This is a genomic window from Promicromonospora sp. NPDC059942, from assembly GCF_042731755.1.
Classification (GTDB): Bacteria; Actinomycetota; Actinomycetes; order Actinomycetales; family Cellulomonadaceae; genus Promicromonospora.
Window position 1 is genome coordinate 268,830 of record NZ_JBHWLR010000006.1, and the last position, 25,718, is coordinate 294,547.

18 protein-coding genes are annotated in these 25,718 nt (G+C 73.3%); 11 read left to right on the top strand and 7 right to left on the bottom strand.

Translation table 11 applies throughout. From position 1 onward, the window contains the following. Positions 1-54: 54 nt before the first annotated feature. Both ACFV9Q_RS12435 and ACFV9Q_RS12440 read right to left on the bottom strand, forming a co-directional pair. Positions 55-1,410, bottom strand: a complete 1,356-nt coding sequence (locus ACFV9Q_RS12435) for a sensor histidine kinase (protein WP_377227854.1) — start codon at positions 1,408-1,410, stop codon at positions 55-57. A gap of 4 nt (positions 1,411-1,414) precedes the next feature. After that, positions 1,415-2,098, bottom strand: a complete 684-nt coding sequence (locus ACFV9Q_RS12440; protein ID WP_026366105.1) for a response regulator transcription factor — start codon at positions 2,096-2,098, stop codon at positions 1,415-1,417. A gap of 153 nt (positions 2,099-2,251) precedes the next feature. Here ACFV9Q_RS12440 and ACFV9Q_RS12445 point away from each other — a divergent pair, with 153 nt between their 5' ends. Beyond that, positions 2,252-3,697, top strand: coding sequence for a sensor histidine kinase (locus ACFV9Q_RS12445; RefSeq protein WP_377234671.1), 1,446 nt, complete (start codon positions 2,252-2,254; stop codon positions 3,695-3,697). Then, the gene (locus tag ACFV9Q_RS12450) at positions 3,690-4,385 is read left to right on the top strand and encodes a response regulator (RefSeq protein ID WP_377227852.1); all 696 of its coding nucleotides are present in this window, start codon (positions 3,690-3,692) and stop codon (positions 4,383-4,385) included. The genes ACFV9Q_RS12445 and ACFV9Q_RS12450 overlap by 8 nt, the downstream gene beginning before the upstream one ends. A gap of 5 nt (positions 4,386-4,390) precedes the next feature. Here ACFV9Q_RS12450 and ACFV9Q_RS12455 read toward each other — a convergent pair whose 3' ends face one another. The 3 genes from ACFV9Q_RS12455 to ACFV9Q_RS12465 all read right to left on the bottom strand — a co-directional run bounded on the left by ACFV9Q_RS12455 (position 4,391) and on the right by ACFV9Q_RS12465 (position 10,579). Further along, on the bottom strand, positions 4,391-7,000 hold the full coding sequence (locus ACFV9Q_RS12455) for an ABC transporter permease (protein WP_377234672.1): 2,610 nt from the start codon (positions 6,998-7,000) through the stop codon (positions 4,391-4,393). Positions 7,001-7,142: 142 nt separating this feature from the next. Further along, on the bottom strand, positions 7,143-9,758 hold the full coding sequence (locus tag ACFV9Q_RS12460) for an ABC transporter permease (protein ID WP_377234673.1): 2,616 nt from the start codon (positions 9,756-9,758) through the stop codon (positions 7,143-7,145). Next, positions 9,758-10,579, bottom strand: a complete 822-nt coding sequence (locus tag ACFV9Q_RS12465) for an ABC transporter ATP-binding protein (protein WP_377234744.1) — start codon at positions 10,577-10,579, stop codon at positions 9,758-9,760. Before ACFV9Q_RS12465 ends, ACFV9Q_RS12460 begins: the two co-directional genes overlap by 1 nt. 444 nt (positions 10,580-11,023) lie before the next feature. On the opposite strand from ACFV9Q_RS12465, the gene ACFV9Q_RS12470 reads away from it, so the two are divergent. Further along, entirely contained in the window at positions 11,024-14,548 is a 3,525-nt protein-coding gene (locus ACFV9Q_RS12470) for an FtsK/SpoIIIE domain-containing protein (protein WP_377234674.1), read from the top strand. On the opposite strand, the gene ACFV9Q_RS12475 is transcribed toward ACFV9Q_RS12470, so the two are convergent. Further along, on the bottom strand, positions 14,496-14,918 hold the full coding sequence (locus ACFV9Q_RS12475; protein WP_377231908.1) for a hypothetical protein: 423 nt from the start codon (positions 14,916-14,918) through the stop codon (positions 14,496-14,498). The genes ACFV9Q_RS12470 and ACFV9Q_RS12475 overlap by 53 nt on opposite strands. A gap of 287 nt (positions 14,919-15,205) precedes the next feature. Here ACFV9Q_RS12475 and ACFV9Q_RS12480 point away from each other — a divergent pair, with 287 nt between their 5' ends. Further along, positions 15,206-15,454: a WhiB family transcriptional regulator gene (locus ACFV9Q_RS12480; protein WP_026365970.1), complete on the top strand. Its 249-nt coding sequence runs from the start codon at positions 15,206-15,208 to the stop codon at positions 15,452-15,454. Positions 15,455-15,551: 97 nt separating this feature from the next. Here the strand turns inward: ACFV9Q_RS12480 and ACFV9Q_RS12485 are convergent, their stop codons facing one another. After that, entirely contained in the window at positions 15,552-17,033 is a 1,482-nt protein-coding gene (locus ACFV9Q_RS12485; protein WP_285105921.1) for a sensor histidine kinase, read from the bottom strand. Positions 17,034-17,193: 160 nt separating this feature from the next. Between ACFV9Q_RS12485 and ACFV9Q_RS12490 the strand changes: the two genes are divergently transcribed. The 7 genes from ACFV9Q_RS12490 (at position 17,194) to ACFV9Q_RS12520 (ending at position 25,607) form a co-directional block, all read left to right on the top strand. Then, complete coding sequence (locus tag ACFV9Q_RS12490) at positions 17,194-17,718, top strand: DUF2505 domain-containing protein (RefSeq protein WP_377234675.1); 525 nt, start codon at positions 17,194-17,196, stop codon at positions 17,716-17,718. Positions 17,719-18,009: 291 nt separating this feature from the next. After that, positions 18,010-19,353 (top strand): ABC transporter substrate-binding protein, encoded by a 1,344-nt coding sequence (locus tag ACFV9Q_RS12495; protein WP_377234676.1) that lies wholly within the window; start codon positions 18,010-18,012, stop codon positions 19,351-19,353. A 202-nt stretch (positions 19,354-19,555) separates the two neighbouring features. Continuing rightward, a complete protein-coding gene (locus ACFV9Q_RS12500) occupies positions 19,556-20,878 on the top strand; it encodes an extracellular solute-binding protein (protein WP_377234677.1) in 1,323 nt (440 codons plus the stop codon). Between the two features lie 172 nt (positions 20,879-21,050). Further along, a complete protein-coding gene (locus ACFV9Q_RS12505; protein WP_377234678.1) occupies positions 21,051-22,067 on the top strand; it encodes a carbohydrate ABC transporter permease in 1,017 nt (338 codons plus the stop codon). Beyond that, on the top strand, positions 22,064-22,981 hold the full coding sequence (locus ACFV9Q_RS12510; protein WP_377234679.1) for a carbohydrate ABC transporter permease: 918 nt from the start codon (positions 22,064-22,066) through the stop codon (positions 22,979-22,981). The genes ACFV9Q_RS12505 and ACFV9Q_RS12510 overlap by 4 nt, the downstream gene beginning before the upstream one ends. Positions 22,982-22,986: 5 nt before the next feature. Next, positions 22,987-24,585, top strand: coding sequence for a GH1 family beta-glucosidase (locus tag ACFV9Q_RS12515; RefSeq protein ID WP_377234745.1), 1,599 nt, complete (start codon positions 22,987-22,989; stop codon positions 24,583-24,585). A gap of 29 nt (positions 24,586-24,614) precedes the next feature. After that, positions 24,615-25,607 carry a LacI family DNA-binding transcriptional regulator gene (locus ACFV9Q_RS12520; RefSeq protein WP_377231809.1) on the top strand — a complete coding sequence of 331 codons (993 nt, stop codon included), beginning with the start codon at positions 24,615-24,617 and terminating at the stop codon, positions 25,605-25,607. The last annotated feature ends 111 nt before the right edge of the window (positions 25,608-25,718 follow it).

Sequence of the window (25,718 nt, forward strand, 5' to 3'; positions counted from 1 at the left end):
CTACGACGGGTGGGCCGGACTGACGGAACTCTGTTGCACTCACGTCGGTGAAGCCTACCGGCGGCCGCGCACCTTCTTCTGCCCGAGGGTGGAGATCTTCGACCCGACCGGCAGCACCTGGTGCGGGTCGAGGGTCTTCGGCACGCCCGAGAGGAACACCGAGAACACCGGCGGGGTGCGCTGCGTGAGCTGCAGGTTGCCGCCGTCGGCCGCGACGAGGTCGCGCGCCAGGGCGAGGCCCAGGCCCGTCCCCGCGCCGGACGTGACGCCACGCTCGAAGATCTTGCCCTGCATGTCCTCGGGCACCCCGTCGCCCTCGTCCGTGACCTCGACGGCCATGGCGCCGCGCTGCCCCTCGCGGATCCGGAGGGTCGTGGTGCCGTCGCCGTGCTTGAGCGAGTTCTCCAGCAGGGTGGACAGCACCTGGGCGAGCGCACCCGGGGTCGCCAGCACGCGGGCGCCGCCCGAGTCCTCGACGTTCAGGTGCCGGCCGGCCCGCTCGAAGGTCTCGCGCCACTCCTCCTCCTGCTGGAGGAAGACGACGGCGACGTCCACCGACTCGGTGGTGCCGCCCTGCGCGCGCCGGGAGCGGGCGAGCAGGTCGTCGACCACGCCGACCAGGCGTTCCACCTGTTCGAGCGAGATCCGGGCCTCCTCCTGCACCTCCGGCTCGCTGGAGGTGAGCGTGATCTCCTCCAGGCGCATCGTCAGCGCCGTGAGCGGCGTGCGGAGCTGGTGCGACGCGTCCGACGTGAACTGCCGCTCCACCGCGAGCCGCGCCGCGAGCCGGTCCGAGCTGCGGGCCAGCTCGGCCGCCACGAGGTCGATCTCCTCCACCCCGGAGGGATCCAGCCGTGGACGCACCTGTCCCGCGCCGAGCTGTTCCGCCGACGCCGCGAGGTACACGAAGGGTTGCGCCAGCCGGTTCGCCTGCCACGCCGCCGTGACGGCGCCGGCGGCGAAGGCCCCCACGCTGCCGAACACGACGAGCACCACGACGTTGATCGCCTTGATGTACGCGGGCCAGGCCGAGACCGAGACCAGCACGCCCATGACGGGCTGCTCCTCGGAGATGAGCCCCCGCTCGATCGTCGCGCCGGCGATGGGCTCGCCCGAGGTGAGCTGCTCGCCGTTCGGCTGGTTCACCGTGACGTAGGCGACGATGTCGTTGCCCTGCGGCTGTACCGCCCGGTCCAGCACGGACTGGTCGACGAAACCGGCCTCGGCTGCGGAGCGGTTGCGCTCGTAGGAGTTGACGGAGGAAGCCAGGAGGTCCTGCACCCGGGTCTCGACCCGCTGCTCTTCCTGGCCGTAGATGTAACGGGCACCGAAGATCGCGAGCGGGATGCCCAGGAGCAGGACCGCGACCGCAACCGCGGCGATCGTCGCCTGCAGTACGCGGGCGCGCATCTGGCTAGCTCGCCCCGATCTCGAAACGGAAGCCGAGGCCACGCACGGTGGAGACGTAGCGCGGGGCGTTCGCGTCGTCACCGAGCTTGCGGCGCAGCCACGAGACGTGCATGTCCAGCGTCTTGGTGGAACCGACCGGGTCGGAGCCCCACACGTCGCGCATCAGCGTGTCCCGGACAACCACGGAGCCGGCGTTCTGCACGAGGACGCGCAGCAGGTCGAACTCCTTGGTGGTCAGGTGCAGCTCGCGGTCGCCCTGGAAGGCGCGGTGCGCGGAGACGTCGACGCGGACGTCCTGCGCGTGCAGCTCCTCCTCCTCGCCCGTCTCGCCGTGCGAGCGGCGCAGCAGCGCCCGGACACGGGCGAGCAGCTCGGCCAGGCGGAAGGGCTTGGTGACGTAGTCGTCGGCACCGGCGTCGAGGCCCACGACGAGGTCGACCTCGTCGGCACGGGCGGTCAGCACCAGCACGGGCACGGTGAGGCCGTTGGCCCTGATCTCGCGCGCGACATCGAGCCCGTCCATGTCGGGAAGGCCCAGGTCCAGAACGACGATGTCCGCACCGGTCGAGCTCTCGATCGCACCTTTGCCGGTTCCTTGCACGACGACGTCGTATCCCTCACGGGAGAGCGCTCGTGCCAACGGCTCGGCAATGGCCGGGTCGTCCTCGGCTAGGAGTACGTGAGTCATTTCGCCATCGTAGGGCATAACCGACGCTCTGGCGCTACCCGGTCACGGCTGTTGACAGCCGTCAGACCGAATCCTTTCGGCTGACACCGCGATGACGCAAGTGCTACCACGGTATGACGCGCCGGCGCAACGGTTCCACCTACTCTGACCTGCATGGGTTGGTACGAGCGGTGGCAGGGGTGGACGGAGCGGCACAGGTTCCTCGTGGACCTCACGTGGACCGTCCTGCTCGGGCTCCTCGCGCTCGTCCTGTCGACCGACATGTACTCGTCCGGGCCGACGACGCAGGCCATGATCATCTCGGCCTCGGTGCTCGCCCCGATGCCGTGGTGCCGCACCCGTCCGGTGGTCTCCTGCGCCCTGGTCTTCGTCGCCTGCATGGTGCACATGACGTTCCTCGGGGTGCCGGTCGTCCTGCCCGCGGACCTCGTCGTGCTCGTGTCGCTGTACTGCGTCACCGTCTACGGGCCCCGGTGGTCGTACCTGGCGGCCGGCGGCGCCGCGGTCGTCGGGGTGCTGACCCTCGGGATCTCGGGCTGGATCAACTTCGGCAGCAGCCTCGCGCACGGGATCCCCACGATGCTCGGGGCCGGCTCCCTGCTGGCCACCGCCTTCGCCCTCGGCCTGGTGCGCAGGTCCCGCCGCCTCATGATGGAGGCGCTGCGCGACCGCGCCGAGCGCCTCGAGATCGAGCGCGACCAGCAGGCGCTGATCGCCACCGCCGCCGAGCGGGCCCGCATCGCCCGCGAGATGCACGACATCGTGGCCCACTCCCTGTCCGTGGTCATCGCGCAGGCCGACGGCGGGCGGTACGCCGCGGCCGCCGACCCGGCGGCCGCCCAGCGCTCGCTCGGCACCATCGCCGAGACCGGCCGGGCGGCGCTGGCCGACATGCGCCGGCTGCTCGGCGTGCTCCGCGAGGGCCCGGACGACGGCGGCATCCCGCTGGGCCTGGTGGCGCCGGACGGCGCGCCGTCGGGCCGCCCCCGGCCGCCGTCCGGCGCGGGCGTGGCGCTCGCTCCCGGTGCCGACCGGGCCGGCGAGACGGGGGCCGTGGTCCCGGACGCCGCCGCGCCCTTGCGCCCCCAGCCCGACGTCACGGACCTGCGCGACCTCGTGGACCAGGCCCGGGCCGACGGCCTGCGCGTCTCCTGGGCCCGGGTGGGCGTGGAGCGGCGGCTGCCGCCCGGCGTCGGGCTCACGCTGTTCCGGGTGTGCCAGGAGGCGCTCACCAACGTCCGCAAGCACGCCGGCCCCCGGCCCGCCGTCACCCTGCTGCTGCGCTGGGGCGAGGAAGAGGTGGAGCTGCGCGTGGACGACGACGGCCGCGGGCTGGCGGCGGCCGGCTCCGCCGACGCGGCCGCACCGCAGCCGGCGGCCGGGTTCGGCCTGCTGGGGATGCGGGAGCGCGCCGAGATGTTCGGCGGGACGCTCACGGCCGGGCCGCGCGGCGGCGGCGGGTTCTCGGTCCGGTTCGTCGTGCCGATCCCGCGGGCCGAGGCCCACGAGCCGGCCGCCCCCGCGGAGCCCGCCGAGCCCGCCGTCGCAGCAGCACCCACCACCGAACCGAGCACCACGCCCAAGGAGAACGATGACTGACGCCCTCGACACGCCCGTACGGGTCGCCCTGGTCGACGACCAGCCGCTGGTCCGCGCCGGGCTGCGGATGGTGATCGACTCCCAGCCCGACCTGCGGGTGGTGGTCGAGGCCGACGACGGCCGCGACGCGCTGCGCCTGCTCGCCGCGACGGCGTCCGACGTGGTGCTGATGGACGTGCGCATGCCGGGCATGGACGGGCTGTCCGCGACACGGGCGCTGCTGGGCGAGGGCGGTGTCGCGGCGGGCGACCCGCGCGTCGTCGTGCTGACCACGTTCGACCTCGACGAGTACGTGCTCGACGCGATCCGGGCGGGGGCCAGCGGGTTCCTGCTCAAGGATGCCCAGCCGGAGGAGCTGCTCACGGCGATCCGCACGGTGCACCAGGGCGACGCGGTGATCGCGCCGTCGTCCACACGGCGGCTCATGGAACGCCTGGTCACGGCGCTGCCGCCCGAGGAGGCGGCGGGCCCCCAGGAGGCGCTGGCCGGGCTCACGGGCCGCGAGCGCGAGGTCCTGGTGCTCATGGCGCGCGGGCGGTCCAACACGGAGATCGCGTCGGACCTGTTCGTCGCGGAGGCGACGGTCAAGACGCACGTGGGCCGCATCCTCGCGAAGCTCGACGCGCGGGACCGCGTCCAGGCCGTCGTGACGGCGTACGAGACGGGCCTGGTCCGCCCGGGCGCCTGACCCGGCTACTCGGCGGCGAGCGCCGCGACCGGGTGGGTGCGGACGGCGGCGCGGGCGGGCACCACCGAGGCGAGCAGCCCTGCGACGAGCGCGACGGCGAGCACGACCCCCACCTCGGTCCACGGGACGACTAGGGGCACCTGGCCGAGCACGGACAGCGCGGTCGTGGCGCCCACCCAGCCGTAGACCAGGCCCAGCACGATGCCCAGCACCGCGCCGACGCCGGCGATGACCATTCCTTCGACGGCGAGCGTGGCCCGGAGCTGGCCGCGCGAGAGCCCGATGGCCCGCAGCATCGCGTTCTCGCGCGTGCGCTCGATGACGGACAGCGACAGCGTGTTGGCCACGCCGACCAGCGCGATGAGGACGGCGACGGTGAGCAGCCCGACCACGATGGAGAGGATCACGTCGACCATCTGCTGGTAGGTGGACCGTTCGACGACGGTCCCGGTGACGCCGACGGTCTCCCCCGTGGTCGAGACCGCCGCCTGCACGGCGGAGACGACGTCGGCGGCGTCGCGGTCGCCGTCGACCTGCGCCCACACCTCGCCGGGGGCCAGGCCCGGCGCGATGGCGGCGAGGTCCTGGGGCGTCAGGTAGGCGCGGTCGGAGCGGGAGCCGCTGTGCACGACGTCGAGGGTCACCCGGCCGCCCGGACCGGTGAGCACGAGCGTGTCGGCACCCGCCAGGTCGTACAGCGTGGCGGCCCGCTGGGGGACGACGATCCTGCCCGGCCGCAGCCGGTCGTCGGCGGGGGTGTTCGCGACGGATCGCAGGTCCGCCGGGTCGACGGCGGCGACCTGCACGGGGGTGCCGCCGTCGGCCCGGCGGACCGACGCGTTCGTCACCGGGACCACGGCGCCCAGCCCGTCGACGCCGGCCAGGGCGTCGGTGACGGCGGCGGGCACGGCGGCCGCGGCGCCGTCGGCGTCGTGCGCGGTGCTGGTGACGCGCAGGTCGACCGGGAACCGCGCGTCGAGCTGGTCGTTCATGGTGAGGCGCGCGCTGGCGGCGCCCGTGGTCATCATCGAGACCAGGGTGACGCCGATGAGCAGGGCGGTGGAGGTCGCCGCCGTCCGCCGGGGGTTGCGCAGCGCGTTGGCGGAGGCCAAGCGGGCCGTCGCGCCCCCGGCGCCGGCCAGGCGCCCGAAGAGTGCGGCGACGCGCGGCAGCCAGAAGACGGATCCCACGATGATGCCGACGAGCGACACGGAGCCGCCCAGGACCGCGGCGAACAGCCCGGTGTCGATGCTGCCGGACCTGCCGAGGGCCACGCCGGCGGCCATCACCGCGAGCCCGCCCAGGGTGGCGAACGCCGCGAACACGGCGCGCGCCCGGCCGGTCCCGGCCGGGTCGAGACCGGCGGCCGGGCGCAGCGCGGCGAGCGGGGCGACCCGCGACGCCACCCGCGCCGGGGCGACCGCGGCGGCGAGGGTGACCAGCAGCCCGGCCGCGAGCGGCACGAGGAACGCCGTCGGGGTCAGGGGGATCGTCCGCGGCAGCGCCACCCCGAGGTCGAAGGCCGGCGCGACCAGGAGCCCCGCCTGCACGAACAGCGAGCCGACGACGATGCCCGCCACCGAGGCGACCGTGCCGAGCAGCACCGCCTCGAGCAGGACGCTCCGGTGGATCTGCCCGGTGCCCGCGCCCACGCAGCGCAGCAGCGCGAGGGTGTGCGACCGCTGCGCCACCAGCACCTGGAACGTGTTGGCGATGACCAGGCCCGCGACCACGAGGGACACGGCGGCGAGGGCCAGGACGAACACGAGGTAGACGATGTTCTGGCCGCCGGAGATCCCCGCCACCACGTCCTCGGCGTACTCCTCGGGGGTGGTGACGCCGGTGGCGGACGGGACGGCCGCGGCGAGGGCGCCCCGGACCTCCGCGACGGCGGCCTCGTCGCCGGGCCGGTCGAGGGCGACGACGACGGTCCGCATGCCGGGCGACTCGACGGCTGCCTTGCCGGCCGCCTTGCCCGACGTCGCGCCGGACCCGGCGAGCTGCCGCTCCAGCGCCGCCGGGGTGACCACGGCGACGCCGCCGCCCGCGGCGTACGCCGAGACGGGGTCGTCGACCAGGCCCGAGACCGTGAGCGCCTCGACGGCCTCCTGGCCGCCGTAGCACTCGGTGCCGCGCTCGCCGAGGCCGGGCGTGCCCGGAGCGGGCTTTCCGGCCCGCAGGCAGCGCGTCGACGAGACGGTGTCGCCCACGCCGACGCCGAACAGCTCCGCGACGTCCACGGGAAGGGCGATGCGGTCCGGGCCGTCCGGCCAGGCGCCGTCGGCCAGCACCAGCGGCGTCAGCCGGGGGTCGGACGGCGCCGCGACGAGCGACTGGCGGACCGTCCGGCCGCCGTGCGCGAGCTCCACGTACGTGCCGCGGAACCCGTCGGCCGCCGCGACGCCGTCCACGGCCCGTAGCGCGTCGACGTCGGCCGGCGTCATCGTGCCCGCCCGGTCGAAGACCACGAGGTCCGCGTCCGCGTACTGCGCGGCCACCTGGTCGTACGTGGTGCGGGTGACGACGGTGCCGGCCTGCAGCGTCGCCGCGACGAACGCGGTGCTGATGAGCACCGCGAGCCCCGCGGCGGCGAGCCGGCCGAGGCTGCGGCGCATCTGCGCCAGCGTGAGACGGACGGTGGGGCCGACGGTCAGCACGCGCGGCCTGGCCGGTCCGGGGGGAGGTACACGATGGGGGTCCACGGGATCTCTCCTCGGGTCGTCGCGGCTGCTGCGTGCTGACCGTCCTTGCGGGGCGCTACTCCGCGGCGAGCGCCGCCACGGGGTGGGTGCGCACGGCGGCCCGCGCCGGCACGACCGAGGCGACCAGCCCCGCGACCAGGGCGACGCCGAGCACCAGCGCGATGTCGGTCCACGGGACCGCGAGCGGCACGGTGCCCACCGAGGACAGGGCCGAGGCCGCGCCTGCCCAGCCGTACACGAGGCCCAGCACGATCCCGAGCACCGCGCCGACGCCGGCGATCAGCATGCCCTCGACGGCGAGCGTGGCCCGCAGCTGCCCGGTGGAGAGCCCGATCGCGCGGAGCATGGCGTTCTCGCGGGTCCGCTCGACGACGGACAGGGAGAGGGTGTTGGCCACGCCGATGAGCGCGATGATCACGGCCACCGCGAGCAGGCCGACCACGATCCCCAGGACGACGTCGATCACCTCCTGGTAGGCCTCCCGTTCGACGACCGCGCCCGTCACGTCCACGGCCTCGCCGGTCACGGAGACGGCGTCCTGCACGGCGGCGACGGCGTCCGCCGGGTCCTTGCCCTCGGCGACGCTCCCCCAGAGGGTGTTCGCGCTCACGTCCTGGGTGAAGCCGGCCAGGTCGCGCGGGGTCAGGTAGGCGGAGGAGGTGCGCAGATCGGTGCGGACGACGTCCAGGGTCACCTCGCCGGCCGGGCCGGTGAGCGTGAGACTTTCGCGCCCCTCCAGGCCGTAGTCCTCGGCGACCTGGTCGGGCAGGAGCAGTGTGCCGTGCTCCAGCGACGCGACGTCGCCCGGAGTGTTCAGCACCTTCCGCAGCTGCTCGGGTTCCGCGGCGGTGACCGGGAGCACCGTCCCGTCGTCACCGCCGACGTCCGCGGTGGACGTCGTCACCTCGGCCACGGCGTGCAGGTCGTCGACGCCGCGCACGGCCTCGGTCACGGAGCCCGGCAGGACGACGAGGTTCCCCTCGGTGCCGTACGACGTCGAGGAGACCTGGAGGTCCACGGGGTACTGCGCGTCCAGCTCCTCGTCCAGGGCGAGCCGGGCGCTGGCGGCGCCCGTGGTCATCATGGAGACGAGCGTGACCCCGATGAGCAGGGCGGTCGCCGTCGCCGCCGTGCGACGCGGGTTGCGCTGCGTGTTGGCAGCCGCGAGCCGAGCGGCAGGTCCGGCAGAGCCGATCAGGCGGCCGATACCGGCGGCGACCTTGGGCAGCCAGAAGACGGCACCGATCACCACGCCCACCAGCGACACACAGCCACCGGCCACGGCGGCCAGCACGCCGATGTCTGCCTTGTCGGTCATCCCCAGATAGACCCCGCCGGCCATGACGGTGAGCCCACCGAAGGTGGCGAGGCCGGCCAGGACCGCACGGGCCCGGCCGGCGCCGCGCAGCGTCGGCGCATCGGAAGGCCGCAGGGCGGCGAGCGGAGCCACGCGGGAGGCCGCACGGGCCGGGGCGAGCGCGGCGGCGAGCGTCACCAGCACGCCGACGGCGAGCGGGAGGAGCACCACAGGCGCGCTCACGGCGATGGCCGCGGGCAGCTGGACCCCGAGGTCGAAGACCGGCGCCAACAACAGGCCACCCTGCACGAGCAGGGACCCGAGCAGCACGCCCGCCACCGAGGCGACGAGACCGAGGATGGCTGCCTCGAGCAGGACGCTGCGGTAGACCTGGCCGGTGTCCGCGCCGACCGCGCGGAGCAGGGCGAGAGTCCGCGACCGCTGCGCGACGAGCACCTGGAAGGTGTTGGCGATGACGAGGCCGGCGACGACGAGCGCCACGGCGGCGAAGCCCAGGACGAACACCAGGAAGATGATGTTCTGGCCGCCCGTGAGGCCTGCCACGACCTCCTCGGCGTACTCCTGCGTGGTCACGACGCCGGTGGCCGCCGGGACCGCCTCGGCGAGCGCGTCCCGGACCGCCTCGGTCGCGGCCGGGTCACCCGGCTGGTCGAGGGCCACGACGATCTCCTGGAGCGTCTCCGGCTGACCGGGCTCCCGGTCGCCGGCGAGCCACCGGCTCATGGCCTCCGGGCTGACGACGGCCATGCCGCCGGCGAGCGCGTAAGCCTGGTTCGGGTCGTCCACCAGCCCCGAGACCGTCAGCTTCTCGTTGACGTCGTGGCCGTCGTAGTAGCTGCTGCCGTCGTCCGCGACGGTGGGCTCGTCGTCCAGCACCCAGCGGTTGGAGGAGACGGTGTCCCCCACGCCGAGGTCGAACCGCTCCGCGACGTCCGCCGGGAGGGCGATGCCGTGGGGTCCTTCCGGCCACGCCCCGTCCGTCAGGACCAGCGGGGAGAGCCGGGGGTCGGAGGCCTGCGGGACGATCGACTGGTAGATCGTCTTGCCGCCGTGGTTGAGCGCCACGTAGGTGCTCAGGGAACCGTCGGCCGCCGCGACACCGTCGGTGGCCCGTACGGCCTCGACGTCGTCCGGCGTCAGGGCCGCGGCGTCGTCGGACACCACGAGGTCGGCGTCGGCGTACTGGGCCGCGACCTGGTCGTACGTGGTGCTCGTGATGACGTTGCCCACCAGGAGCGTGGCCGCGACGAACGCGGTGCCGATGGCGATCGCGACACCCGCGGCGGTGAGCCGGCCGATGCTGCGGCGCATCTGCCCCAGGGTCAGGCGCGCTGTGGGGAAGGAGTTCGACATCACGCACCCGTCCCGGACACGGCGCCCGTGGCCCCGGTGGTGACGGCGGGCTCGAGCGTGCGCAGGGCGTCCAGGCCCGCCATGGCGGACTCGGGCGTCGGGTCGGAGATGTCGCCGGCGATCCGGCCGTCGGCGATCAGCACGACCCGGTCCGCGTACGCGGCGGCGGACGGGTCGTGGGTGACCATGATGATGGTGCGGCCCAGCTCCCGCACCGAACGACGCAGGAACGACAGGACCTCCGCGCCGGAGCGGGAGTCGAGGTTGCCGGTGGGCTCGTCGGCGAACACGACGTCGGGCTGCGCGATCAGGGCACGCGCGATCGCGACGCGCTGCTGCTGCCCGCCCGAGAGCTCGCCGGGGCGGTGGGTCAGGCGCCCGGTCAGGCCCAGGGTCTCCACCAGCGTGTTCAGCCACGCCCGGTCCAGGGTCGCGCCGGCCAGCTCGACGGGCAGCGTGATGTTCTGTTCGGCGGTGAACATCGGCAGCAGGTTGAACTGCTGGAACACGAACCCGATCCGGTCCCGGCGCAGGCGCGTGAGGGCCTTGTCGTTCAGGCCGGTGATCTCGGTCTCGCCGAGGAAGGCCTGCCCCCCGGTGGCGGAGTCCAGGCCGGCCAGCAGGTGCATCAGGGTCGACTTGCCCGAGCCGGAGGGGCCCATGATCGCGGTGAACCGGCCCTGCTCGAAGTCGACGTCCACGCCGTCCAGGGCGCGCACGATCGCCTCACCCTTGCCGTACGTCTTGGTCAGGTTCCTGGCCCGGACGGCACGGGCGGCCCCGCCCGAGCCCGGAGCCGGCTGGTCCGCCGGGACGTACACGGTGGTGTCCACGAGATTTCTCCTCGGTGATCGACGCTGCTTGATGCGACGCTGCTGGATGCCGGCGCTGCTGTGCGTGCTGTGCGTGCTGTGCTTGATGTGCTTGATGTGCGGGTCGCCGGTGGCGGCACGCACCGGGCGTCGCCTGCGGGAACGTGTCCCGTGTGCGGCCCGGAAGTGGTCCGGCCTTCCCGGGGGTGGACCCCGGTTCGGCCGGCAGCAACGAACCTACGGAGCCGGGGCCGGTCTGGACATCGGGCGTCGGCCTGATCCTTCCCTGGTCGTGTCATCCCTTGGTCGTACATCTCGTCAGTCCCGGGTAGGGGCAGTCCCCCAGGGGTTGTGCCCCAGGGAGCACGACGGAGAGCCTGTGGAAACCGGGGTTGTGCACAGAAACCCTGGTCAGGGCGCTGGTACCGGCCGAGCGGCGGCAAGGCTGGGGGCATGACCTCCACCTCGTCGTCCGACGACGCCGTGCGCATGACCCTGCACCCCGGCGAGGACGTGCTCCTGCGACCGGGCACGCGCCTCGGCCACGTGCGCGCGCCGCTGGCCGCGCTCGTCCGCCGCCCCGAGCTGCGGTGGGCGCCGCTGACGGTCGACGGTGTGCGCCTGACCGACGACCAGGTGGTCGGTGAGCGACCGCTGCTGCCCGGTGCCGTGCTGCGGGTGCGGCGGCCGGACGGGGCCGGGGCGGACGGGGCCGGGCCGGTCGCGGAGGGTGTGGGGCACAGCGCCGGCGGGCTGGTCGCGGGGCCGGGAGCCGGGCCGGGCTCCGGGCTCGGCTCCGGGCTCGGCTCCGGCGGGCCCGGCGGGGCCTGGCTCGTCGTCCGGGTGACCGGTCCCGACGCCGGGACGGTCGTGGGCGTCGACGGCCTGTGGGCCGCCCTGCGGGCGTGGGCCCGCCTGCGCCGGGGCGGACGTCTCGCGATCCGCCGGTCCCGGGGTCCGGCCGACCTGCTCGTGCCCCGGCCGGAGGCCGCTTCGGGCGGCGTGGCGTGGCCGCTCGTGCTGCTCCCCGCCGTCGCGTCGCTGGTGCTCGCGGCGGTCCTGCGCCAGCCGGTCCTGGCGGTGTTCGCGCTGGTAGGCCTGGTTGTGGCCGCCCCGCAGCTGCGCACTGCCCGGCAGCGGACCGCGGGCCGGGGTGCCGCGGGCGGCGGGTCGCGGGAGCTGCCGGGGCCGGCGCGCCTGCTCGCGTTCGCGCACGCCGCGCTGCACGTCTCGCCGGGTGCGTGGACGGCGGCGCGGGCGGCCTGGGCGGCCGCCCGGGTTCGAGGTGGGGCGGCGGCCTCCGGCGCGGTGCCCGGCGGGGTGTCCGGGGCCGCGGTGGACCTCCCGTCCGCGCCAGACTCCCCGTGGGCCGCGCTGCTGCGGGACGGCGCGGTCGCCGTACTCGGTCCCGCGGACCTCGCCCGGTCGGTCGCCCGCGCGCTGGTCGCCGGGCTCGCCGCCCGAGGCGCGGCCGTGCGGGTCGACGACGGCGCCCCGGGCTGGGCCTGGGTCCGCTGGCTCCCGGACGGCGAAGCATCGGTGGTGGTGGTCGATGGCGGGGTGCACGACAGCGGGGTGCACGACGACGGGATGGGCGGCGGCGGGATCGGCGGCGGCGTGGTGCGCAGCGACGTGGTCAGCGGCGGCACGGTGGGCAGGCCAGCCCCGTCGTACGCCCACCTGGTCGTGTCCGTCGGGGCCATGCCTCCCGGCTGCCGGGCGGTTGTCCAGGTGCTCGACGCGCGCCGGGTCCGGATCACGGGGCCGGACGGCGCCGCGCGGACCGTGCCGCTGGTCGGCGTCACCGCCGAGTGGGCAGACCACCTGGCCCGGCTGCTGGCGGGCGCCGCCTGGCTCGGCCGGACGGCAGCCACGCTAGGGGGCTCGATCGGCGGCAGCGGCGGCGACGACACCGGCCGTTCCCTCGTCGCCGGCGCCGGCAGCGCCCTCGCCGGAACCGCCGACGCCCGGCGGAGCCTCGCGACAGCCCACGGCGGCGACCCACGCCTGCCCGCCGCGGTGTCCCTGACCAGGGCGCACGGTCTCGACGAGATCCCGGGACCGGACCACGTCGCCGCTCGCTGGGCCCGCGCCGACGGCCGAGCGTCCGCACAGGATCGGCCGCCCGCAGCGGATTGGCCGGCCGCAGCGGGCCGGGCGTCCGCAGCGGGCCGGGCGTCCGCAGCGGGCCGGGTCCCCGCGGACGGCTGGTCCGTGCCGCTCGGCATCAGCGCGGACGGCGGGCCCGTGCTCCTGGACCTGGTCCGGGACGGGCCGCACCTGCTCGTGGCGGGCACGACCGGGTCGGGCAAGTCCGAGCTGCTCCAGACGCTGGTGCTCGGGCTGGCGCTGGCCCGGTCGCCCGCCGACCTGGCGCTCGTGCTGGTCGACTTCAAGGGCGGCGCGAGCCTCGGCGCCTGCGGCCGGCTGCCGCACGTGGTGGGGCAGGTGACCGACCTCGAACCCGGCCTGGCAGCGCGGGCCCTCGCCGGGCTGCGCGCGGAGCTACGGCGCCGGGAACGGGTGCTCGCCGAGCACGGCGCGGCCGACGTCGTCGCCCTGCCGCCCGGCGTGCTGCCCCGGCTGGTCGTCGTGATCGACGAGTTCCGCGCCCTGGCCGACGACCTGCCCGCGTTCCTGCCGGCCCTGCTGCGCGTCGCGGCGCAGGGCCGGTCGCTCGGCGTGCACCTGGTGCTCGCGACCCAGCGGCCGGGCGGCGCCGTCGGCCCCGACCTGCGGGCCAACGTCGGCGCCCGGCTGGCGCTCCGGGTCACCGATCCGCTGGAGTCGCGCGACGTCGTCGACGACCCTGCCGCCGCGTACCTCCCGAGCGTGACGCCCGGGAGAGCCGTGCTGCGCCTCGGATCGGCGCCGCCGGTGCTGTTGCAGTGCGCGCACGCGACGAGGCCGCCCGAACCGCGGATGCCGCTGGTGCGCCGCGCGCCCGCACGCCTAGGAGGTCGCCTACCGGTACGACGCATCGCCGCTCGGGACGCCGCGGAACCGGACGTCATCGCGCCCCACGCCACCAGGCCCCACACCACCGGACCCCACGCCGTCGGGCCCCACGCCCCAGGACACGGCGCCGCACGGCAGGACGCCGCCAGCCAGGACACCCCCGGACAGGACGCCGCCATGCTCGTCGTCGACGCCGTCCGCCGCGCCGCCGACATGCTGGGTCACCGCCCGGGCGCACCGCCCTGGCTGCCGCCCCTCCCCCGGTCAGCAGGGGCCGCCGACCTGCCCCCGCGCACCCGACGGGACGGAGGCGGCCTCGCGCTCGCGCTGGGCGACGACCCGGAGGGACAGCGCCGCACGACGGTCACCTGGCGCCCGGAGGACGGCCACCTCGCGGTGCTCGGCCGGGCCCGGTCGGGCCGCACGACCGCCCTGGTCACGGTGGCTCTGGCTGCGCTGCGCCAGGGCTGGCGGGTCCACGGGATCACGCGCGACGCCGCCGGGCTGGGAGCGCTGCGGGACCGTCCCGGCTACGCCGGCACCACCCACCCGGACGACGCCGAGGCGCTGGACCGGCTGCTGTCCGGCGAACCCGTGACCGGCGTCGACGCTTATCGGACCGGCCCCCGGAGCCGCACCAGCCCCGCGCCCGCCGCGCCCCGCACGCTGGTGCTGATCGACGGCGTCGAGGACGTGCGCGCCACGCTGCCCGTCGCGGCGCTGCGCTCGGCGGCCGCGTTCGCCGTCACGTCCGACGGCCCGTCGGTGGGCGGCCTGGCCGCGCGCTTCGGACCGCACCTGGTGCTGCTGAGCACCGACCGCGCGGCCGACGTCGTGCTCGGGGCACCGGCGATGCTCGCGGGTGCGGGCGGGCCGCCGGGCAGGGCCGCGTGGTGCGGCCGGGGCGATCCGGTGCTGTGCCAGGTGCTGGAGCCGGAGGTCGCACCGCCGCGCCGGCCCCGGGTGCTCAGTCCTCCGAGCGGGTCCCGGACGTCGCCGCGACGACGGAGGGCGTCATGAGCAGCACGGCCACGCCCACCGCGATCACGAGGGCCACCCACCCGCCCGGGACGGAGGGTCCGCTGCCGCTCCCGATCGCCGCGATCGACCCGATGATCTGAAAGAGCTGCCAGGTCACGACGGGTCCGCGACCGGATCGACGACCCGCGAGAAGTGCACGGCAGCACACCACGAGAACCCAGGCGACTCCCAGGAGGAACAGAACCAGAAAGAGGCTCACTCCCAGCGACATGGAACCACCCGTAATGAGTTCACCAAGGAGCACCAGCGCGAAAGCAACGAGGCCGATCACCTCGACCACGACGCCGATCACCAGGGCACGAAGAAACGGCGGGACACGAGGCGCGAAAAAGGCTTCCAGTACGGGCACGACGGACTAGGATACTTGTGAGACGGGTATTCACAATAGTGTGACGGATACCTCAGGGTTCATGGGTCAGAAACTTCGCCGTAACCCCTTGTGCGAGCGTTCACGAGCGTGTGAACCTAGATGCAGCAATCCCACACACCCCCGAACACACCCCCGTCGGTCGCCGCCTGGCGCTCAGGGATCGGAAAACGATCCACAACCAGACCTGCGCGCCCCAGACGCACGACGACGATGCTCCCTAGTGGCGAGCCGGACGGTGGGAAGTTCCTTCCAAGGAGTACGTGACCATGGACTGGCGCCACCGCGCAGCATGCCTCGAAGAGGACCCCGAGCTGTTCTTCCCCATCGGCAACACGGGCCCTGCCCTGCTGCAGATCGAGGAGGCCAAGGCCGTGTGCCGTCGCTGCGACGTAGTCGACACCTGCCTCAAGTGGGCGATCGAGTCCGGCCAGGATGCCGGCGTCTGGGGCGGCATGAGCGAGGACGAGCGCCGTGCGCTCAAGCGCCGCACCGCGCGCGCTCGTCGCGCAGGCTGAACCGACAGCACAGCACCACCCCGCACCACGATCTCCGCGAGCCACGCCTGAGCACGCCCCCTCCGCCCAGGCGTGGCTCGCGTCTTTCCTGACACCGTCAGGAGCGGGCCGGCTCCGCCACCCGCAGCACGAGCTGCAGCACCACCTCGGTGCCGCCGCCGGGCCGCGCCGACCACTCGATGGTCCCGCCGAGCTCGTTGGTGACGAGCGTGCGCACGATCTGCGTGCCCAGGCCGCTGCCGGGACCCCGGCCACCGGCGCCACCGTTCTCGGGCAGCCCCACGCCGTCGTCGGCCACGACCACCCGCAGGTCGGAGTTCTCGCGCTCCACGGCGATCTCCACCGTGCCCGCGGAACGCCCGACGAACCCGTGCTCGACCGCGTTGGTGACCAGCTCCGTCAGCACCAGGGCGAGCGGCGTCGCGTCCTGCGCGGGCACCATGCCGAACGAGCCGGTGCGCACGGTCCGCACCGAGGTGTCCGCCGAGGCGACGTCGGCCGTGAGCCGTAGCGCCCTGCCCACCATGTCGTCGAGCTCGACCTGCTCGTCGAGCGTCTGCGACAGGCTCTCGTGCACCAGGGCGATCGTGGAGACGCGCCGCATGGCCTCCTCGAGCGCCTCCTTGGCGGCCGGCACGTCCATGCGCCGGGCCTGGAGCCGCAGCAGCGCGGCCACGGTCTGCAGGTTGTTCTTCACGCGGTGATGGATCTCACGGATCGTCGCGTCCTTGGTGATGAGCTCACGCTCCCGCCGGCGCAGCTCGGACACGTCGCGGCACAGCAGCACGGCGCCGATGCGCTGGCCGCGGTCGGTCAGCGGCATCGCGCGCAGCGACAGGGACACCCCGTGCGCCTCGATGTCCGTGCGCCACGGGGCGCGCCCCATCACCACGAGCGGCAGCGACTCGTCCACGGGCTGGAGCTGCTCCACCATGTCCGCCGTCACCTCGACGAGGGACTGCCCCACGAGCGGACCGATCACGCCGAGCCGGTGGAAGCACGACAGCGCGTTGGGGCTGGCGTACAGCACCTCGCCCTCGGAGTTGAGGCGGATCAGGCCGTCGCCCACACGGGGCGCGCCGCGGCGCGAACCTGTCGCGGCGTTCGGCAGGGGGAACTCGCCCCGCGGGATCATCGCCACGAGGTCGTCGGCCGCCTCGACGTAGTTCAGCTCCAGGCGCGACGGCGTGCGGCCCGAACCGAGGTTGGTCTGTCGCGCGATCACGGCGACGGCCGTGTCCTTGTGCACCACGGGGATCGCCTCCTCCCGCACGGCGTACGCGCCGAACCAGCGCGGCTCGCGGGCGCGCTGCGCCTTCGCCTCGGCCATCGCCTTGGCGAGCTGCGGGCGCTGCCCCTCGGGCGCGAACGAGCCGACGACGTCGTCGTAGTGCACGGTGGCACCCGTCGACGGCCGGCACTGCGCGATCGCGACAAACCGCCCGTCGTCGGTCGGCAGCCACAGGACGAGGTCCGCGAACGCGAGGTCCGAGACCACCTGCCAGTCGCCGACCAGGAGATGCAGCCACTCCACGTCGGCCGGCTCGAGGTCGGCGTGCTCAAGGATCAGGTCACTCATCGCGGACACGCGCCCAGCCTATGTCGGAACCGGCGCATGGCCCGATGAGGGCGCGGCGCGTACCCGGGGTCCGGCCGCGGCTCCCCCAGATCGGACGCGCGCAAGGTGTCGGTTAGAGTTCGACCACCGGCATGCCCCGTCGGCGCGAGGAGGAGAGCCCGTGCACCTGACAGTGGACCTGACGTTCCCCGCAGACATCGACGACGTCTCCACGATGCTCGCCGACGAGTCGTTCGTGCGGTGGCGCGCCCAGCGCTCCACCGGCTCGGTGAACGGCGTGGTCGAGCAGGCCGACGTCACGGGGACCGCGGTCACCGGCTTCACCGTGGTGGTTCGTCGCACCCTGCCGACCGACATCATCCCCGTGCAGGCCCGCCCGTTCGTGGGTGCGCACCTCGAGATCCGCCAGGCCGAGGCCTGGGAGGCGGCGTCCGACGGGCGCCGGACGGGCACCGTGGCGGTCGAGATCCTAGGCGCGCCGGTGCGGGTGACGGCCACCGCGGCCCTGACCGCCCTGCCCGACGGCGGCACCCGCCTCACCTACGCGGGCGACGTCCGGGCGACGGTGCCGCTGTTCGGCACCGTGATCGAGGAAGCCGCGGTCAGCGCCGTGCGCACCACCCTCGAGACCGAGGCCGCGGCGGGGCGCGACTGGCTCGCCGGCAAGCGCACGGGAACGGCCTGAGCCGTCCGGACGGGACTTCCCCTGACCGGGATGTCCCTGCCAGGATGCCCCTGCGGGCCGCACCGGACGGTGCGGCCCGGCTCGGATCCTGACGAGTTTTTTCCCTTCCAGGCACGACTGCGGCATTTCAGACATCGTTTGCTAATTGGTACTTTACGTTCGTTCCATCTCGTTCGTTTCGCGACGGCGAGGTGCTAGAACCTGAGCGAACATTCGTGTCGGATGTGGGCGAGTTTGTGCTCTGATATCGCTTTCACGCATCCACACGCGTACCGAACCCGAGGAGTATCAGTGCCCACCAAACACGGACCGGTCCGAAGCCGGACCGTCGCCCCCCGCCGCGCGGCTGTCGCTACGCTCGCGGCCCTCGTCCTGCCCCTCACCGGATGCGGCTCGCTCCTGGGTGGGGACACCGCGGGCTCCGACGGCGACGACGGTCCGATCACCCTGACCGTGTCCACGTTCAACGACTTCGGGTACACCGACGAGCTGCTCGCCCGGTACACCGAGGAGCACCCGAACGTGACCATCGAGCACGTCGTGGCGCCGACGTCCGACGAGGCCCGCCTGCAGATGCTCAAGGCGTTCACCACGGGTGACGGCTCCGAGCTCGCCGACGTGGTCGCGGCCGAGGTCGACTGGCTGCCGGAGCTGATGGAGCACTCGGAGCTCTTCGAGGACCTGACGGACCCCGAGGTCACCAAGCGCTGGGTGGACTGGAAGGTGGCCCAGGCCACGACGACGGACGGCAAGCTGCTCGGCTACGGCACCGACATCGGCCCGGAGGCGATCTGCTACCGCGCCGACCTGTTCGAGGCCGCCGGCCTGCCGACCGGCCGCGACGAGGTCGCCCAGCTGCTCGGCGGCAAGGACGCCACGTGGGAGCGCTACTTCGAGGTGGGCCGCCAGTTCACGGCGCAGTCCGACGCCGCGTGGTTCGACGGCACCACCGGCATGTTCCAGGGCATGGTCAACCAGCTGCCCGCCGCCTTCGAGGACCCGGCGACGCAGAAGCCGACCGACCTGGCGAGCAACAGCGAGGTCCGCGCGATCTACGACCAGATCACCTCCGGCATCGACGCCGGCCTCTCGGCCGGCCTGGAGCAGTGGACCCCGCAGTGGACGGCCGGGTTCCAGCAGAACGCGTTCGCCACGATGCTCTGCCCCGGCTGGATGATGGGCCCGATCGAGTCCTACTCCCAGGGGGTCAAGGGCTGGGACGTCGCCAACGTCTTCCCGGGCGGCGGCGGCAACTGGGGCGGCTCGTTCCTGACGGTGCCCTCGGCCGGCCTGCACACCGAGGAGGCCAAGGAGCTGGCCGCGTGGCTTACGGCACCGGAGCAGCAGACGGAGGCCTTCACGACCGCCGGCGCGTTCCCGTCGCAGCTCGAGGCCCAGGACTCCGAGGCCGTGCAGGGCTACGTGAACCCGTTCTTCAACAACGCGCCGGTGGGCAAGATCTTCACCGCGCGGGCCCAGTCCATCGACAGCGCCCCGCACAAGGGGCCGTACTACTTCGCCATCCGTGACGAGGTCAACAACGCGCTGGCCGCCGTGGACGCCGGGACCAACAGCCCCGAGATCGCCTGGAACCAGGCGGTGCAGACCGTCTCCGGCTTCCGGATCAAGGAGTAGGCGAACCAGGGTTCGCCCGCTCCCGCCTTGACACGGCGGGGCCCGGAACGCGACGATCAGGTCGCGTGGTAGCGCTCCCACACCCCAGGAGTGGGAGCGCTCCCAATGCCGGTACGCAGCTGTGCCGAGCGCGGCACGAGATCGCGACCCGCAGGAACCCGCAGAACCCGTAGGACCAGACCGCACGACAAGGGAGTCCCCAGTGCTGAGCAGTACCCGACCCACGCGGCGCGCAGCCGCCCGTACCCTCCAGGCGACCGCCGGCGTGGCCGCCGTCGCGCTCGCCCTCACCGCCTGCGGCGGTGGATCCGACGAAGGATCCGGCGAGGAGGACGGCCCGATCACCCTGAAGGTCGCGACCTTCAACGACTTCGGCTACACGGACGAGATGCTCGCCTCGTACACGGACGAGCACCCGAACGTGACGGTCGAGCAGGTCAAGGCAGCCACGTCGGACGACGCCCGCGCCAACCTGACCACCAAGCTCGCCGCCGGTGGTGACGGCCTGGCCGACATCGAGGCCATCGAGGTCGACTGGCTGCCCGAGCTCATGCAGTACCCCGACCTGTTCACCGACCTGGCCGACCCCGAGCTCGACGGTCGCTGGGTGGACTGGAAGGTCCAGCAGGCCACCACGACCGAGGGCAAGGTCATCGGTTACGGCACCGACATCGGCCCCGAGGCCGTCTGCTACCGCGCCGACCTGTTCGAGGAGGCCGGCCTGCCGACCGACCGCGAGGAGGTCGCGGAGCTGCTCGGTGGCGACGACGCGACGTGGGAGGACTACTTCGCCGCGGGCCGCAAGTTCGTGAAGAAGTCCGACAGCGCGTGGTACGACAGCGTCGGCGGCACCTTCCAGGGCATGGTCAACCAGCTCCCCGCCGCGTTCGAGGACCCGGAGACCGGTGAGCCCAAGGACCTCGCGTCCAACACCGAGGTCAAGGACATCTACGACCAGATCACCGGTTCGGTGGACGACGAGCTGTCGGCCGGCCTGATCCAGTGGGAGGCCGACTGGGACGCCGGCTTCCAGAAGGACGCGTTCGCCACGATGCTCTGCCCGGGCTGGATGACCGGTGCGGTCGAGGAGCGTGCGGGTGGCGTCGAGGGCTGGGACGTCGCCAACGTCTTCCCCGGTGGCGGCGGCAACTGGGGCGGCTCGTTCCTGACCGTCCCCGAGACCGGCGCGCACACCGAGGCTGCCAAGGAGCTGGCCGCGTGGCTGACCGACCCGGCGCAGCAGACCAAGGCGTTCGAGGCCGCGGGCACCTTCCCGTCGCAGCTCGAGGCGCAGGACTCCGAGGCCGTGCAGGCCTCGACCAACGCGTTCTTCAACGACGCGCCGGTGGGCGAGATCTTCTCGGAGCGTGCCCAGAGCATCGACGGCGCCCCGTTCAAGGGTGCGAACTACTTCGCCATCCGTGACGAGGTCACCAACGCGCTGAACCGCGTCGACGTCACGAAGTCGCAGGACGCCGACAAGGCCTGGGACGAGGCGGTCGAGAAGGCCGCCGCGCTCGGCTGAGCAGGCTCTGCCTGAAACGGGCCCGTCCTGGGCCTGAACCGCTGGCCGCGACCGGTGGTCGGGTTGGTCGAGACACGCGTCTCGGCGAGCCCGGCCACCGGTCGTGCCACGCGGGCGTCGCACCGAAGCGACGACACGACGATGACACAGCGGAAGATGACCGGAAGATGACATGGCCGTCCTGACACCTCAACGATCGGCACCGGGGTCCGGTGCACCACAGCGCGAGTCGCGCAGACTCGGCTTCTCCCAGCGGCTCGGCCGCTGGGACGTGAAGCTCTCCCCGTACCTGTACATCTCGCCGTTCTTCATCCTGTTCGCGGTGACCGGCCTGTTCCCCCTCGCCTACACGGCCTACGTGTCCGTGCACGAGTGGAGCCTGCTGGGCGGACAGGGCGACTTCGTCGGCCTGCAGAACTTCACCGACGTGCTGGCCCAGCCGACGTTCTGGAAGGCCCTGGTCAACACGCTCTCGATCTTCGTGTTCTCCTCGGTGCCGCAGGTGATCCTGGCGATCGTCATCGCCGCGCTCCTCGACCAGAACCTGCGCGCGGCGACCTTCTGGCGCATGGGTGTGCTGATCCCCTACGTGGTCGCGCCCGTCGCCGTCTCGCTGATCTTCGGCCGCCTGTTCGCCGACCAGTACGGCCTGATCAACGGCATGCTCAACGCGATCGGCCTGGACTCGATCGCCTGGCACGGCGACCGGATCGCCAGCCATGTCGCCATCGCCACGATGGTGAACTACCGCTGGCTGGGCTACAACGCGCTCATCTTCCTCGCCGCGATGCAGGCCGTGCCGCGCGACCTGTACGAGGCCGCCGTGATCGACGGCGCGGGCCGCGTGCGCCAGTTCTTCTCCATCACCGTGCCGCAGATCCGGGCCACCATCATCTTCGTCGTCATCACGTCGACCATCGGCGGCCTGCAGATCTTCGACGAGGTCCGCCTGTTCGACTCGATCGGCCTCGGTGGGCCGGACCAGAACTGGATGACCACCGTGGTGTTCCTCTACGACCTCGCGTGGGGCGACCAGCACAGCCTCGGGCGCGCCTCGGCCGTCGCCTGGCTCCTGTTCCTCCTCATCGTGCTGATCGGCCTCGTCAACTTCCTGGTCACCCGCCAGATCTCGACGTCGGGCACCGAAAAGAAGCCCAAGCGCAAGCGCATCACCAGGGGGAACGCATGAGCTCCGTCGCCGTCACCGCCCAGACCGCGGGATCGGGTGCCGCCAAGGCGGCTGCCCGCCGCCGGGCCCGGAAGGCCGGCGCGGGCCCGAACCGCCGCGCCGGGTGGGTCGTCTACACCCTGCTGGGGATCGTGCTGCTCGTCTCAGCCTTCCCGCTGTACTTCACGCTGCTGCTGGGCTCGTCCGACCCGGTCGAGATCTCGCGCAGCGCGGTGCCGCAGTGGTTCCCCGACCTGTCGCTGTTCACGCAGTTCCAGACCGTCATCGAGTCGACCCAGATCAACTTCTGGAAGGCGCTGACCAACTCGGTGATCATCGCCGTCGTCGTCTCCGCCGCCGTCGTGCTGTTCTCGACGCTCGCCGGCTACTCGTTCGCGAAGCTGCGCTTCCGCGGCCGCGGGCCCCTGCTCGTGTTCGTCATCGCCACGATGGCGGTGCCGACCCAGCTCGGCGTGATCCCGCTGTACATCCTCATGTCCGACCTGCACTGGATCGGCAAGCTCCAGGCCGTCATCGTCCCGGTGCTGGTCAGCGCGTTCGGCGTCTTCTGGATGACGCAGTACCTGTCGGAGTCGCTGCCCTACGAGCTGATCGAGGCCGCCCGCGTGGACGGCGCCTCGATGATCCGCACGTTCTGGAGCATCGCGCTGCCCGCGGCGCGCCCGGCCGCGGCCATGCTCGGCCTGTTCACGTTCGTGCAGCAGTGGACCAACTACTTCTGGCCGTCGATCGTGCTCAGCTCGGACAACCCGACGCTGCCGCTCGTCGTAAAGTCGCTGCAGTCGAACTACTTCGTGGACTACTCGTTGGTCATGGGCGGTGTGTTCCTCGTGACGCTGCCGCTGCTGGTGATCTTCGCCTTCGTCGGCAAGCAGCTCGTCGCAGGAATCATGCAGGGAGCCGTGAAGGGATGACCCAGATGACCCGCGAGCTCACGCAGAGCTTCAAGACCGACCCGACGGCGCCGCGCGTGCCCGCCCCCGGGATCGCGCTGCCGTACACGCCGAGCGCGCCGCGCACCGCGCCGTCGTCGAACGCGACCGGGACCGTGCCGTTCCCGGACGGCTTCCTCTGGGGCGCGGCCACCGCCGCGTACCAGGTCGAGGGTGCCGCCCACGAGGACGGCCGCGAGGACTCCGTGTGGGACGTGTTCGCGCACGTCCCCGGCGCCGTCCTGAACCAGGAGGACGGCGAGGTCGCCTGCGACCAGTACCACCGCTACCCCGCCGACGTCGCGCTCATGAAGGACCTCGGCATCAAGGCGTACCGGTTCTCGACGTCGTGGTCCCGGGTCGTGCCCGGCGGGCGCGAGGTCAACCCGGCCGGCCTGGCCTACTACGACCGGCTCGTGGACGAGCTGCTGGGCGCGGGCATCCTGCCGTGGCTCACGCTCTACCACTGGGACCTGCCGCAGGCGATCGAGGCCGAGTCGAACGGCTGGGTCAACCGCGACACCGCCTACCGGTTCCGCGACTACGCCGTGACCATGCACGAGGCGATCGGCGACCGCGTCGACGTGTGGACCACGCTCAACGAGCCGTGGTGCGCCGCGTTCCTGGGCTACACGGGCGGCCAGCACGCGCCGGGCCGGCAGTCCCGCGAGGACGGCCTGGCCGCCGCGCACCACCTCATGCTGGGCCACGGCCTGGCCGTGCAGGCGCTGCGGGAGCGGGCGCCCGAGGCGAACCTCGGCATCACGCTCAACTTCGAGGTCGAGGACCCGCTGAACCCGGACGACCCCGCCGACGTCGACGCCGCGCGCCGGCTCGACGGCGGGTTCACCCGGATCTTCGCCGACCCGATCCTGCGGGGTGCGTACCCGCTGGACGTGCTGGAGGACGTGCGCGAGTACGGCCTGGAGCAGCACATCCAGGAGGGCGACCTCGAGATCATCTCGACGCCCATCGACTCGCTCGGCGTGAACTACTACCACGGCAACGCCGTGGCGGCGGTCCCGGCCGAGCACCCGCTGGACGGCGGCGCCCCGGTGACCCGGCCGTCGTCGTCCCCGTTCCCGGGCGGCGACGGCGCGTACACGCACCCGCGCGGGCTGCCCGTGACCACGCAGAACTGGGAGGTGCAGCCCGAGGGCCTCACCCGCCTCCTGCTGCGCCTGCAGCAGGACTACACGGGCCCGCGCGGCATCGCCCTGTACGTCACGGAGAACGGCAGCGCGTACGACGACGTCGTGGGCCCGGACGGGTTCGTGGACGACCAGGAGCGCCTCGGCTTCGTCGACGTGCACCTGCGCGCCGTCAAGGACGCGATCGACGAGGGTGCCGACGTGCGCGGCTACTTCGGCTGGTCGCTGCTCGACAACTACGAGTGGGCGTGGGGCTACGGAAAGCGCTTCGGCCTCGTGCGCGTGGACTTCGAGACGCAGGAGCGCACGGTCAAGGCGTCCGGCCGCTGGTACGGTCAGGTCGCGCGGGCCAATGCCGTTCCGGAGCGAAGTGCCGCACCCGTGCCGTACCCGACCGGCGACGACGGCGGAGACAAGGCGGTTCCGACGGCGTGACGACCTCAGGCCCACCCACCCTCGATGACGTGGCCCAGGCGGCCGGGGTGTCCCGGTCGACCGCGTCGCGCGCCATCAACGGCGGCCTGCGAGTCTCCCCCGAGGCGCAGGCGGCGGTCGACGACGCCGTCGCCCGCCTCGGGTACGCACCGAACCGAGCCGCCCGGTCCCTCGTGACCCGGCGCACCGACTCGATCGCCCTCGTGGTGCCCGAGCCGGACCAGCGCATCCTCACCGACCCGTTCCTCTCCGGCACCCTCGCGGGTGTCAGCGAGGGGCTGGCCGGGACGGACCTCCAGCTCGTGCTGCTGCTCGCCCGCCCGGGCGAGCAGCGCGGGCGGGTGGGCCGCTACCTGCGCAGCGGCCACGTCGACGGTGTCATCGTGGCGTCGCACCACAAGGGCGACCAGCTCGAGACGGAGCTCGGGCCGGCGGCGCTGCCGGCCGTCTTCGTGGGGCGGCTGTTCGAGCCCGACCCGTTCTTCTCGCGCGGCCTGCGCTACGTCGACGTCGACAACGTCGCGGGCGGACGCATCGCCACCCAGCGGATGATCGACCGGGGCCGCCGGCGCATCGGCACCATCACCGGACCGCTCGACATGCCCGCGGGTGTTGATCGGATGACCGGCTGGCGGGACGCCCTGCGCGACGCCGGCCTGCCCGACGACGCGCTGGTCGAGGGCGACTTCACCGTCGCGGGGGCGCTCGTCGCCGCCGCGCGGCTCCTGGACCGGCACCCCGACCTGGACGGCATCTTCGCGGCCTCGGACCTCATGGCGGAGGCCACGCTGCGGGTGCTCGCCGAGCGGGGCCGGTCCGTTCCGGGCGACGTCTCCGTGGTCGGGTTCGACGACCTCGGCATCGCCGAGACGACGTCGCCCCGGCTGACGACCGTGCACAACCCGGTGGTGCAGATGGTCGGCGCCGCCACGAGCATGCTCGTGGACCTGGTCGCGGGCCGCCCGGTCCGCGACGAGCGCCGCGTCTTCGCCCCCCGCCTGGTCGAGGGCGACTCGGCGTAACCCGCACCCACCCACCCGCCCGTCTCGTTGAGTGCTGGCTATTTGTTGCTTTCCGGGGTTCTGGCAACAAACAGCAAACACCCCACAAGGTCGGGGGGCAGGTGGTGGGCT